The organism is Pseudomonas fluvialis (assembly GCF_002234375.1).
Taxonomy (GTDB): domain Bacteria; phylum Pseudomonadota; class Gammaproteobacteria; order Pseudomonadales; family Pseudomonadaceae; genus Aquipseudomonas; species Aquipseudomonas fluvialis.
Map to the genome: position 1 here is coordinate 57753 of NZ_NMQV01000027.1, position 12841 is coordinate 70593.

The following is a 12841-nucleotide window of genomic DNA, read 5'->3' on the forward strand; positions in this document are numbered from 1 at the left end:
CATTCAACACACGGGATAGCGACTAGTCACAGGCGTAGTCGTTGTCCAGCCGGCTGTAGCCCAGGCCGCTGCCCTTGTGTACGCGGATCTGTACGGGCATGCGTTCCTTGAGTGCTTCGACGTGGCTGATGATGCCGATCATCTTGCCGCTGGCGTGCAGGCTGTCCAGGGCATCGAGGGCGATGTCGAGGGTGGCGCCATCCAGGGTGCCGAAGCCTTCGTCGAGGAACAGCGAGTCGATGCGGGTCTTGTGGCTGACCAGGTCGGACAGCGCCAGGGCCAGGGCCAGGCTGACCAGGAAGCTTTCTCCGCCGGACAGGGTGCGGCTGTCGCGCTGCACGTCGCCTTGCCAGGTGTCGATCACCGCCAGTTCCAGTTCGGCATCCAGGCGGCGCACCAGTTGGTAACGGCCGTGCAGGCGCTCCAGCTGGCGATTGGCGAGGAGGATCAGTTGGTCGAGAGTCAGGCCCTGGGCAAAGCGCCGGAAGCGCGCGCCATCGGCCGAGCCGATCAGCCCGTTGAGCAGTTGCCAGCGATCGCTGAGCTGTTGCAGACGCAGGATTTCCTCCAGCAATGCCTGCTGTTGCGCACGACGGCGCTGGTCGTCGGCCAGGCGTGCGCTGATTTCCCCCTGTTGCAGGCGCAGGCTCTTGAGCTGGCTGTCGGCAGCCAGGCGCTGCTGTTCCAGGTCGGCCAGTTCCGGCAGCCCGGCCGCCTGTTGCTGCAAGGCGTGCAGCTGTGTACTGGCAGCCTGTTGCAAGGCCTGGGCTTCGGCCAGGGTCTGTTGCAGGGCGGCCAGCTCGCGCTGCAGGCGGGCGTGTTGCTCGGCATCCAGCAGGGCGGCCTGGTAGGCCGCCAGGTCGGCAAATTCGCTGGCGGCCAGGGCGTCCTGCCAGGCCTGTGCGGCCTGTTGCGCGGCCTCCTGCTGGGCACGCTGCTGGCTGTGCAGGGTGTGCTGGCGGCCCAGCTGTTGCTGTTGCTCGGCCTGCAGGTGCTGCAGGGCCTGTTCATGTTCGGCCAGGCTGAGGGCCTCTGCCGTGACGCCCGGCTCATCCAGCGCGGCCTGTTGCTCCGCAGCGGCCAGGGCCTGCCAGCACGCCTGCCAGTGAGCCTGTTGGCTGGCAGCTTGCTGGCTGATTTGCTGTTGTTCGAGCAGTTCGCCGTGTAGCTGTTGCAGGCGCTGCTGGGCCTGCTGCCAGGCCTGCCAGTGGCCCTGGCAGGCTTCCAGCCAGGGCTGGGCCTGCTCGGGCAGCGGGTAGCCGAACTCGGCCAGCTGACGGGCCAGCGCATCCTGCAGGCGCTGCAGGTCGCCCTGCTGCTGGTGCAGTTGCGCCTCCAGCTGTTGCTGAAGGGCCTGTTGCTGGGCCTGCTGCTGCTGACTGAGCGCCAGGGCGTTGGCCTGCTGCTGGCTTTGCGCGTGTAGCTGCTGGGTAGCCTGGCGGGCCTGGTCGAGGGCTTGCTTGCAAGCGTCCAGTTGTTGCAGGCGCTCCTGCAGGTGCTGCAAGGCCTGGCTGTGCTGCTGGCGGCGTGCCGGCAGCGACTCGCCAGCGGCCAGCGGCCGGATTAATCCCTGGTTGAGTTGACGGACCTGCTCTTGCAACTGCACGGCGGCCTGCGCCTGACGTTGCTGCTGGGCAGACAGCTGTGCCAGGCGCTCGTTGAGGCGCTCCAGTTCGCCGGCCAGTTGCCGGCCTTCTTCGCCCAGCTGTTCCAATGCATCGCGTTTAAGTTGCAAGGTGCGCTGGGTGGCGCCGACATCCAGCGCCTGGTACTGCTCGATGGCCGGGTGTTCGGTGGCGCCGCACAGTGGGCAGGCGCTGCCGGGCTGCAAGTGTGCGCGGTGGGCTTCCAGGGCCTGGATGCGCTGCTCCTGCTCAAGGAGCTTTTCCTGGTCACGCACCTGCTGCTGCAAGTCCCGGTAGGCCTCGCGGCGCTGCGCCACCTGGGCGGCACAGGTGTGCTGGCTGGCCTGCGCGGCCAGCCACTCGGCGTGCAGGCTGTGTTGCTCGCTGGCCAGTTGTTCTTGCTGTTGCTGTAGCTCGGCGAGGCGCTGCAGGCTTTCGCCTTCGCTATGCAACTGCTGCCACTGCTCACGCAGCTGCTGCTCCGGCGCGCCGGCCAGCAGCGTTTGCCACTGCGTCTGACAGCAGTCCAGCTGTTGCTGGTGGGTCGCCAGTTGCGCGTGCAGGCTGGCCAACTGCTGTTCCAGACGCTGGCTGTCCTGCGCCTGCCCGGCAAGCTGCTCGGCGCTCTCCTGCAAGGCTTGCCGGCTGCCCGCGCAGGCCTCGCGCAGGTGCTGACGCTGCTGCAGTTGCTCGGCCCAGCGGCCCAGTTGCTCACCGAGCCGCGCGCGTTCGGGATGGGCCTGTAGCTGCTCTTGCAGGGCCTGCTGCTCGCTGCGCCGCTGTTCCAGTTGCAGGGCACACTGTGCAGCCCAGGCCTGGCTGAGCTGCCAGGCCTGGCGGGTGTGCCGGGCAATCTGCCGGGCCAGTTCCTGCAGGCGCTGCTGGTTGCCGGCCAGCGCCTGGGCGGTTGCGTCCAGGGCCTGAGCGGCCTGCTGCGCGCGCAGCTGCACGGGTTGCAGGCGCCAGGCCGGGGCGGCCGCGGCGAGCTGGGCGCGTTGCGCGGCGGCCTGCTGCCAAGCCTGTTCGGCCTGCTGCAGGCGGGCGGCCGTCTGCGCCTGCTGCTGGTGCGCGGCCTGCACCGCCTGGCGGGTCTGCCAGTGTTCCTGCAGGCTGGCCTGGGTGGCTTGCCAGTGCTGTTCGTCGCGGGCCAACTGGGCGACCTGGGCCTGCCAGTGTTCACGCTGTTCGCTGCTGAGCAACTCGACGCCATCGGCGCGCGCCTGCCATTGTTCCAGCTGCTGACGGGCCTCGCGAGCCTGCTCGAAGACGCGCTGCGAGAGGCGGCCGTAGATTTCGCTGCCGGTCAGCTCTTCCAGCAGCTCGGCACGCTGGTTGGCGCTGGCTTCGAGGAAGGCGGCAAAGCCGCCCTGGGCAAGCAGCATGGATTTGGTGAAGCGCTCGAAGTCCAGCCCGGTGAGCCGCTCGGTTTCGCGCAGCTTGTCATTGATGCGGTCGGTGATGATCTGCCCATCCAGCCGGGCCAGTTCGACACGCGGCGCCTGCAGCGCGCCCTCGGCGCGGTCGCGGGCACGCCGCTGGCTCCAGAAGGCACGGTAGGCAGTACCGCGCACGGCGAATTCCACTTCGGCCAGGCAGTCAGCGGTGTGCCGGGTCATCAGCTCATTGCCACTGGCCGACAGGCTGCTCATGCGCGGGGTGCGGTGGTAAAGCGCCAGGCACAGGGCATCGAGCAGGGTAGTCTTGCCGGCGCCGGTCGGCCCGGTGATGGCGAACAGGCCACTGCTGGCAAACGGCTCGCGGGTGAAGTCGATCTTCCACTCGCCCTTCAGCGAGTTGAGGTTTTTCAGGCGCAGGCTGAGGATTTTCATGGGGTCATGCCATCGCGGAGGTCAGCGCACAGCGCTGTCGGCCTCGGGGTTGTCGCGGACTTCGGCCAGCACCTGGCGATAGAGCTGCAGCAGGCTCTCGCGGGTTGGCGGGTCGAAGGATTCCTCCTGCAGGCGGCGGGCGAACACCTCCTCGGCACTCAGCTCATCGAGGCTTTCCCCGGCGGCGCTGTGCAGGGCCAGACTGGGCTGGCTGCGTTCGCGGCGGATGCGCAGCACCTCCAGCGGCAGGTCTGCGCAAAGGCTGGCGACGCGCCCGTGCAGGTCGCTCAGTGCGGCATCGTCCTGCACCTGCACTTCCAGCCACAACGGCTGGCTGGCACTCGCCGTGGCAGCCAGCCCGGCCAGGCGCGCCGGCAGTTCGGCGAGGCTGCCGCGCACACTGGCCAGGCCCTGCCAGCGGGGCACCGGCAGTTCCTCGATGGCCTGCAGGCGGCCCTCGGCAAAGTCCACCAGCAGCATCTGTTTGCTCTGTCCGGCTTCGTCGAAGGACAACGGCAGCGGCGAGCCGCTGTAGCGGATATGCGCCTGGCCGCCCACCTGCTGGGGACGGTGGATATGCCCCAGGGCGATGTAGTCGGCCGGCGGGAAGGCGTTGCTGGGAAAGGCTTCCAGGCTGCCGACGTAGATTTCCCGTACCGACTCACTGCTGCTCGCGCCCACGGTGGTCAGGTGGCCGCTGGCGATGATCGGCAAGGCCAGGCCCAGCTCGGCGCGGCGCGCTTCGGCCAGGGCGAACAACTGCTGGTAGTGCGCGGCAATCGCCTGCTGCAGGTCTTGCTGCTTGCTGGTGGCGCTGTGTCCGGCTTCGCTGCGCAGCAGATCGCGGGCGCGCAGGAAGGGAATGGCACACAGCAGGCCGGCTACCTCGCCCTGGCGGTTGCGCAGGGTCAGCAGTTGTTCGTCCGGGTCGCTGGCCAGGCAGGGCAGCACCTGCGCGCCCAGTTCGGCCAGCAGTTGCCGCGACTCGCCGAGCATGGCCGGGGAGTCATGGTTGCCGCCCAGCAGCACCAGGCCACAACCGGCGCGGCGCAGCGCCAGCACCAGCTGGTTGTATTGCTCGCGGGCGTAGCTGGGCGGCGTGCCGGTATCGAACAGGTCGCCGGCAATCAGCACCACGTCGACCTGCAGGGCCTGCACCTGTTCGAGCAGCCACTGGCAGAGCGCCTGGTGCTCGGCCTGGCGGCTCTTGCCCATGAAATGCTGGCCGAGGTGCCAGTCCGAGGTGTGCAGCAGACGCAGGGCAGCCATCAGACCGGCCACTCCTGCACGATGACGTGCGTCTTGACCCGCTGGATGCCCGGCCAGGTGCCGATTGCCTCGCGCAGCTCACCCAGCCGTGCCATGTGTTCGGCCTCCACATAAAGCAGCATGTCGGTTTCCCCGCTGATGCTGCTGATGCGCCGCACCTCGGCGAAGCCGCGCAGCCGCCCGACATACTCCTGGCAACGGCTGTCCTTGTAGAACAGTTCCAGGTAGGCCTGCACTGGCGCACGGCCGGGCAACTGCACCTGGGCGTGGTAGCCGCGGATCACTCCGCGCTGCTCCAGCTGCTGGATACGTTCACTGACCGCCGAGCGCGACAGGTTGACCTGGCGGGCTATCTGGCTGATCGGGGTGCGCGCTTCGGCGCGCAGCAGGCTGACTATCTGCTGGTCGACTCTGTCCACGGGGGCTCCGGCAATCTGCGGGGGCAATCCGACCATTTGCCGGGCAAAAACCGCAGCCTGACAGCTGCCAGGGCGGCGCCCGGGCCTTACCATGGCCGTCTTGCGCACTGTTGCAGAGCATACCCCATGAGTCGCCTCAACCAAGAACTCGGTCTGATCCAGGGCATCGCCCTGCTCAGTACCTCCCTGCTGGGCACCGGCATCTTCGTGGTGCCGGCGCTGGCCGCCACCGCCGCCGGGCCGGTCTCGCTATGGGCCTGGCTGATCCTCATCGCGCTGATCCTGCCGATGGCCTTCACCTTCGCCCAGCTGGGCCGTGCCTACCCGCACGCCGGCGGGGCGCCGCACCTGATCGGCAAGGCCTTCGGCGCACGCATGGAGCGCCTCAGCGCCCTGCTGTTCCTTGCCGTACTGCCGGTCGGCCTGCCGGCGGCCCTGGAGATCGCCAGCGGCTTCGCCAAGGCCGTGTGGCCACTGCACAGCGGCGGCGAGCTGCTCGTACAGTTGGCCACGCTTGCTGGGCTGTGGCTGCTCGGCCAGCGGCCGGCTCGCGCCTCCGGCACCCTGCAGGCACTGATCGCCCTGGCCATCATCGCCAGCGTGGCACTGGCCTGGTGGCTGGGCGACCTGCCGCAAGCCGAGCTGCCCTTGCTGCCGCCGCTGGCCGGACAGTGGCAGTTGCTACCGGCCGCGCTGGCGGTGATGTTCTGGTGTTTCGTCGGCATCGAGGCGTTTACCCACCTGGGCGAGGAGTTCCGCCGCCCGGCGCGCGACTTCCCGCTGGCGCTGCTCGGCGGCGTGCTGCTGGCTGGCCTGGTGTACTGGGCCTGCTCGGTGGCGGTGCTGAGTTTCCACACCTACGGCGATGTACACAGCGATGCCGGCGCGCTGCCCCGCCTCTATCAGTTGCTGCTCGGTGAGCAGGCCCGCTGGCTGGTGGCGCTGGTCGGCTACCTGGCCTGCTTTGCCTCGATGAACCTGTACATCCAGGGCTTCGCTCGGCTTATCTGGAGCCTGGCCGACGAAGGCAAGCTGCCGGCTCGCCTGGCGGCGCGCAACCGGCATGGCCAGCCGGCACGGGCGCTGCATCTGGTCATCCTGGCTTGCGCGGCGAGTGCCGTAGTGGCCAGCCTGGCCGGGCTGGGCGTGGACGACCTGATCCGCTACGCCAATGGCAATTTCGTGCTGATCTACCTGCTCAGCATGGCTGCCGGAGTCTGCCTGCTGCGCGGCCCCTGGCGCCTGCTGGCGGCCGTGGCCTGCCTGTTGTGCGCCGCTGTGCTGCTGATGCTTGGCCAGGATGCCGCCTATGTGCTGGGGCTTCTGCTCGGCCTGCTGGCCCTGGACGCCTGGCAGCAAGGTCGCCGGGTGCTGCCGGCGGGTGACTGAGCGGGGCCACTGCGCCTATGCTGAAGGCCTGTGCCTGGCGGGCAGGCATCCAGGGAAGAAACGATGCGGCGAATCCTCAACGATCTGAAAATCATGCTGCTGGCCAACCTGTGGCTGGTGCCGGTACTCGCTGCGCTGGTCGGCGCCGTGTTCTACCTGGTAGCCCCGCCACCGCCGATGAGCGCGCGCATGGTCACCGGCCCGCAAGGCGGCGCCTATGCACAGTTCGCCGAACGCCTGCAGGCCGAGCTGGCCAAGGAAGGCTTTACCCTGGAGCTGCAGCCCAGTCGTGGCGCCAGCGACAGCCTGGCACAACTGCTCGCCGACGAACCCGAGGTGCAACTGGGCATCGTGCAGAGCGGCCTGGAGCGCACCCTGTCCGCCGCCCAGCGTGAACGCCTGAGCAGCCTGGGCGCGCTGTATCACGAGCCGCTGTGGCTGTTCTATCGCGCCGATCTGGAGTTGGCCACCCTGCATGACCTGCGCCCGCTGCGCCTGGGCCTGGGCACACAGGGCAGCGGCACCGCGCTGCTCAGCCAGGCCTTGCTGCAGGCCAGCGGCATCGCCACCGAGGACTATCCGCCACACTGGCAGGCGCTTGGCGGCGGCCCGGCAGTGCGCGCCCTGCAAGCCGGCGAGCTGGACGGACTGTTCCTGGTGGCCCCGGCGGAAAACCCGCTACTGCAACAACTGGCCAGCGACCCGGCGCTGCGCCTGCACCACTTCCGCCGCGCACGCGCCTACGCCGCCCGCCTGCCCTTCGTGCAACCCCTGCAGGTCAGCGAAGGCCTGCTCAACCTGCAGGTCGGCATCCCCCGCCAGGAGCTCACCACCCTGTCGCCGGTGGCCAGCCTGGTGGTCAACGACAGCTTCCACCCGGCCCTCACCCCGCTGATCCTCCAGGCCAGCCGCCAGGTATTGGCCGAGGGCAACCTGCTCGACCCCGCCGGGCAATTTCCCAGCCCGTCACCGGCGCCCTTCGCGCTCAGCGACGATGCCGGCTATTTCTACAGCAAGGGCCTGCCGCTACTGCAACGCTACCTGCCGTTTCGCATCGCCTCGCTGGCCGACCGCTACATCATTCTGCTGATTCCCCTGCTGCTGATCCTCCTGCCGCTGTTCAAGGCCATCGGGCCGATCTACCAGTGGCGCATCCGTGCGCGCATCTACCGCTGGTACAAGCACCTGCGCGAGATCGACCGACAACTGCACAGTGGCTCGCTGCCCGCGCAGCTGGAGAGCGAAATCGAACGTTTGGAACACCTGGAGGACGAGCTGGCCGCCGTGGAAGTACCCTTGTCCTACTCCAACGAGTTGTACGAACTGCATGTGCACCTACGCTATGTGATCGAGCGCCTGCAGATGCTTCAGCAGCGCCGGGCTACACACAACAACTACTAACAGGTACTTTCTAGGCGTTGCTCGAAAAGCGGCAAATCAATGACGTCAAAAATGCAATGTGCTATCAGTCCGCAATAATTACCCCTCGGCTAGGATTGCCATGTCTGAAGATTTTGCCCTTCTACTGTTGGAGTCGCCCTGGTGGACACCCAAGAGCAACCCAACCCGCGCCTCATCCCTGCCGTTTTTCCAAGGTCTGGAGCGTCTACATGACCACTTCAATATCTATTACTCGACTTTCTATGACACCCCGGGCTTTGAAAGCGCTCTGACACAAGACCTGATCCACACCCACGAAAAACGCCAGATTCTTTATATCGGTGCCCACGGCAGCGAAAGCCGGATCGCCAATGGCCGGGCCAGCACCATTCTGGAGAAGGTCGCGCTGTATGGTGGCAAGATTGAAGGTGTAATCGTCAGCAGCTGCCTGGTGGGTGCTCGCGAGTCAAACCTGTGGTCACCGGTTTTGATCAACAAAACCCGCTGGGTCTTCGCCTATCGCCATGCGGTCAGTTGGCTCGATTCACTGCTTATAGAGCTGGCATTGCTGGAAGCCCTGGCGCTTGCCGAAGAAGGCTATGCCGATGATCGCGACGTCCTGCTGGAAACCTTCGCCACCGCCCTCGCCAAGTTCAATCCCCTGCTGCCGTTGGGCTCCAACGGTGAACCGCTAGCCGACTGTATTTGTTTGATGCAGCGCGCCAAATACAAACGCCATCCGGAAAACCTGACTACTGAATTAATTGAACAAGCCTGGATCGAACAATGACATTCGGCCCCATCCCCATCGTTTTAGCCGTCAGCGGCCACCGCGATCTAGTGGCAACAGACACCCCTGCTATTCGCCAAAGACTGCACACAGAGTTCGCATCACTGCGCAAACGCTATCCGCATAGCCGCTTGCAACTACTCAATGGCCTGGCTGAGGGAGCAGACTGGCTCGCCGCCGAGGTAGCGCTGGCGTGCGGACTGGAATTGATCGCTGTGCTGCCCATGCAGCAAGCGGACTACGAACTGGACTTCACAACACCAGAAACCCTCGCGCACTTTCACCTGCTGCTCAGCAAAGCCTCGCAAATAAGGATCGCGCCCTTGACCGACAGCGCATCTCGCGACGCCTGCTACCAGGCGCTAGGAATTTATCTGGCGCAGCACGCCCAGCGTCTTTATGCGCTATGGGACGGTAACACCGAGAACCCCCTTCCGGGCGGCACGGCGGATGTCGTGCGGCTCTGCCGCGAGGGAATCCCCAGTGAAAACAATCCACTGGCACAACCGGAAACCTGCCAAGTGCAGCATCTGCGCTGTAACAGAAGGAAGAACCCACAGGCCTACACTGCCCAGGAGGTAAACCAATGGAGTCAGGAGGCTGGCGACAAGGCCGGCGCGACCCGCAAGTATTGGGAAGAGATATTTCACTCGATAGACGACTTCAACCAAGCCGCCAGCAAAATTGAAACCGACCCTACAGGTGAAGTAGCCAATAGCCACAAATGGCTGGTTGGCGAGGCAAGCTATCCCTCCGCCATCGAGTCCAGCGCCCAGACCTTTGCCATTGCCGATGCACTCGCCCGCGCCAAGCAAAAGCAACGCCACACCACTCTCTGGCTTCTCAGCCTACTGGTTTTTCTGTCCGTCTTCTTCCAGCAACTGCACTTGGGCCCGGATATGCAGTGGTACTGGCTGGCTTTGCATATCGGCCTAGGCCTTTCAGCCTTCGCTGCCTATCGCTTCTTTTTCAGTGGTGCCCACAACAGCGAAGCGCAATATATGGACTGGCGTGCACTGGCCGAAGGATTGCGTGTTCAGACTTATTGGCAGGCCGCAGGAATAGAAAAATGCGCCAGTGACTATTACTTAAACAGCCAGCGCGACGAATTGGACTGGATTCGCCATGCCATCCGTAACGTCACGGTTAATACCGCAGCCTCAACTAACGAAGCCAATATCGACTGGGTCAAGCAACGCTGGCTGACTGACCAACGCAAGTTCTTCCTGAGCGGAGGTAGCAGCGCCGCAAAAAAACAGCAGAAGCTGCACAACTGGAAGCTCATCAGCCGCAGCCTTTTTGGCGCGGGCACTGTTACTACAGCAGCCTTGTTACTTGGGCCTTTTACCAACTTACCTGCTGCTACCCTCCCCTGGCTCTCACTGCTCGCCGCCATCCTATTTTTATTGGCAGCCGTATGCCGAAACCATGCAAACCTGATGGCCTACGAAGAGGACGCCAACCGCTACCAGAAAATGGGCAGCCTGTTTGAGCGCGCCATTCAGTCGCTGGGACAGCACCAGACAAAAGGCGAAATCCTATCCGCTAGAAACATCTTACAGATAATAGGCAAAGAAGCACTCGCAGAGAACGGTGAGTGGCTACTACTGCATCGCCAGCGCAAGTTTGAAATACCAGCATAAGGAATAGCTAAAATGAATGATATTTTTATCAGCTATCGCCGTGAAGGCGGAGCAACCACTGCAAGGCTAATTTGCAAAGCGCTGGAAGATAAGAATTTTAGATGTTTCTTTGATAGCGAGTCGCTGAGCTTCGGCAGTTTCGCAGACAGCATAAAGGACAACCTTAGAAACTCCCGCAACTTTATTCTAATTCTCACTCCAGGCGCACTTGATCGCTGTAACTCAACAGATGACTGGGTACGTCAGGAGATCGCCCTAGCCCTTGAACTTTATAAAAAAGAGCAAATAAAACGAATCATCCCGATATTCACCAATGGCGTAACCGGCTTCCCTACGGGTTTGCCAGCTGATATTAGCGCCATCACCGAGCAAAATGCTGTAGAGCTCAACCATAAAGATTTCGAGGCCAATTTCTCGCGCTTGCTAGATAGGATTCATCACGAAAAACGCGATCAATTAGTAAACAACTTCCTCGATTTACATGAAGAAGGCGATCCCGACGACCTAGAGAGTCTGCACCGAACGTTCATGGCCTGCCTTTCTTCGGAAGATCAAATGCGCGCACTGAAAAGCAGCATCAAAATGCACTGGCGCGGAGAAATAGAAACCCTATTAGATATTTACCATGAATCGACACTCCGAGACCTGAGCCAGCGATTGGGCATGAGCCAAGACGGTGGTCATTCGACCCTAGTAAGCAGAATTGAAAACTGGCTATCACACGACCAGCACGATGATCCAAACAGAGCGATCAGCAAGAAAATTCTGGAATGCTATATCCATAGCATCCCTGGGCAACTAGCCTCTCTTTGTGACCAACTGGGGCTTAAGGTGGATAGGCGCTCGCCAACCAAAATGCGCAATCTGCTGTCCCAAAGGCTCGACGCGGAACTGGACTTTACATCTCTATATTTCGAACAACTGAAAACCATCGCGCATGAAGCCTTAGGTGAGGACATGGTAGAAGGCCGTAAGAGAAAAGAGCTTATCGATATCCTCACCAGCGCTTATGAACGCGGCCGTAACAACATGGATAGCTGATAAATGCACCTCGACAACGCCAAAATCGCCCTAATGTATCTGCTCGACCAGTTGTTCAGCGGCGGTTTGGACGCACGCTTCGCCCAGGGCAATCCCAAGTTCCCCCACTCGCTGACCCTGCTGACTCTGGGCTGGCTATTCCCCATGCTCGACTATGTAATGACCGGGGACGAGCGAGTCGGCCGGACGCATAAGAAATTCCTCAATGAGGTGCTCGCCAACGACCTGACGGTGCGCGAACTGAATGAGGCAGACAAAGCCTTGCGCGCCAGCGGAGCAGCGTTTGACCCCAAGCTACCACCGGCCTTTTTGCTAATTGCCGAGCGCCTGCAGCCAGGCTTCTGCCTGGGCATTTATCGTTGCCTGGATAGCCTGATCGAGGCCGCGATAGCTTGGGACGGTGAAAGAACCCCGGGCGATATCGCCCGCGCCGAAGAAGTGCTGCGCCCGATTCGCAAGCACTTTCGCTTGCCTGAGATTGCACCTGCGCCGCCTGCGGCTAAAGCAGTGGTTAGCGGCAATGGCTTGCAAGAGTTGGAAAGTCTGATCGGCCTGCACAACGTCAAGGAAGAGGTACGCAACGGCGTCAACCTCGCCCGCTACCTGCTCAACCGCCGCAACAATGGCCTACCCGTCGCAGCCACCTCCATGCATATGGTGTTTACCGGCAACCCTGGAACGGGCAAAACCACTGTAGCGCGGCTTATTGCCGATATTTACCGGGATATAGGCCTGCTGCGCAAAGGCCATCTGGTGGAAACTGACCGTTCCAAGCTAATCGCTAAGTACTTGGGGCAAACACCCATCCAGGTAGCCGAGATTGTCGAAAGCGCGCTCGGCGGGGTGCTGTTTATCGACGAAGCTTACTCGTTGGTAGTTAATCGCGACTCGGAAGACTATGGTTTCGAGGCGGTAGATACCCTGCTCAAGCTGATGGAGGATCACCGCGACGATTTGGTGGTGATAGTGGCTGGTTACACTGACGAGATGCAGCAGTTCATCGAATCCAACCCAGGGCTGAAATCACGCTTTACCCGCTACATCCATTTTGACGATTACAACGCCACAGACCTGCAACAGATTTTTCAGCGCCTCTGCGAAAAACATGAATTCAAACTTACACCACAAGCACAAACCGCCAGTCAGCAGGCGATTGAGCAATTATGGCGTCAACGCGGCGAAAACTTCGGCAATGCCCGCGAAGTACGCACCTTCTTCGAGCGTGTCATGCAGCTGCATGCCAATCGACTTTCCTTGCTTAGCAACCCCGACCGGGAAGCGCTTTCGACGCTGACTATCGAGGACATACCGCAATGAGCGATCACGTTCTGAAAGCCAGCGTCAGGCAAACCCTGGCCTATATAGAGGCCTATGACGCCGATTTGCTAAGCGCAATAGAGGCATCCTTCAAAGAAGCCCTGCTCAACTGCAACGGCGAAGACGAAGACGAAGACGA

General features: G+C 62.8%; 9 protein-coding genes. 6 read left to right on the plus strand and 3 right to left on the minus strand.

Annotation, left to right across the window (positions count from 1 at the left end; translation table 11 throughout):
- Window positions 1-22: 22 nt before the first annotated feature.
- Genes CFY91_RS14090 through CFY91_RS14100 form a run of 3 tightly spaced genes read right to left on the minus strand, consistent with a single transcriptional unit; the run spans window position 23 to window position 5142 of the window.
- Window positions 23-3454 carry an AAA family ATPase gene (locus CFY91_RS14090; protein WP_093987022.1) on the minus strand — a complete coding sequence of 1144 codons (3432 nt, stop codon included), beginning with the start codon at window positions 3452-3454 and terminating at the stop codon, window positions 23-25.
- Window positions 3455-3475: 21 nt separating this feature from the next.
- A complete protein-coding gene (gene sbcD, locus CFY91_RS14095; protein ID WP_093987036.1) occupies window positions 3476-4714 on the minus strand; it encodes an exonuclease subunit SbcD in 1239 nt (412 codons plus the stop codon).
- Window positions 4715-4722: 8 nt separating this feature from the next.
- Window positions 4723-5142, minus strand: coding sequence for an Lrp/AsnC family transcriptional regulator (locus tag CFY91_RS14100; protein ID WP_093987023.1), 420 nt, complete (start codon window positions 5140-5142; stop codon window positions 4723-4725).
- A gap of 126 nt (window positions 5143-5268) precedes the next feature.
- Here CFY91_RS14100 and yjeH point away from each other — a divergent pair, with 126 nt between their 5' ends.
- The 6 genes from yjeH (at window position 5269) to CFY91_RS14130 (ending at window position 12702) form a co-directional block, all read left to right on the plus strand.
- Window positions 5269-6531: an L-methionine/branched-chain amino acid transporter gene (yjeH, locus tag CFY91_RS14105; RefSeq protein WP_093987024.1), complete on the plus strand. Its 1263-nt coding sequence runs from the start codon at window positions 5269-5271 to the stop codon at window positions 6529-6531.
- A 63-nt stretch (window positions 6532-6594) separates the two neighbouring features.
- Complete coding sequence (locus CFY91_RS14110; RefSeq protein ID WP_093987026.1) at window positions 6595-7932, plus strand: TAXI family TRAP transporter solute-binding subunit; 1338 nt, start codon at window positions 6595-6597, stop codon at window positions 7930-7932.
- A gap of 100 nt (window positions 7933-8032) precedes the next feature.
- Window positions 8033-8701: a hypothetical protein gene (locus CFY91_RS14115; protein WP_093987027.1), complete on the plus strand. Its 669-nt coding sequence runs from the start codon at window positions 8033-8035 to the stop codon at window positions 8699-8701.
- Complete coding sequence (locus CFY91_RS14120; RefSeq protein ID WP_093987028.1) at window positions 8698-10344, plus strand: hypothetical protein; 1647 nt, start codon at window positions 8698-8700, stop codon at window positions 10342-10344. Before CFY91_RS14115 ends, CFY91_RS14120 begins: the two co-directional genes overlap by 4 nt.
- A 12-nt stretch (window positions 10345-10356) precedes the next feature.
- Entirely contained in the window at window positions 10357-11385 is a 1029-nt protein-coding gene (locus tag CFY91_RS14125; protein WP_093987029.1) for a toll/interleukin-1 receptor domain-containing protein, read from the plus strand.
- Window positions 11386-11388: 3 nt separating this feature from the next.
- Window positions 11389-12702, plus strand: a complete 1314-nt coding sequence (locus tag CFY91_RS14130; RefSeq protein WP_093987031.1) for an AAA family ATPase — start codon at window positions 11389-11391, stop codon at window positions 12700-12702.
- Window positions 12703-12841: the final 139 nt, after the last annotated feature.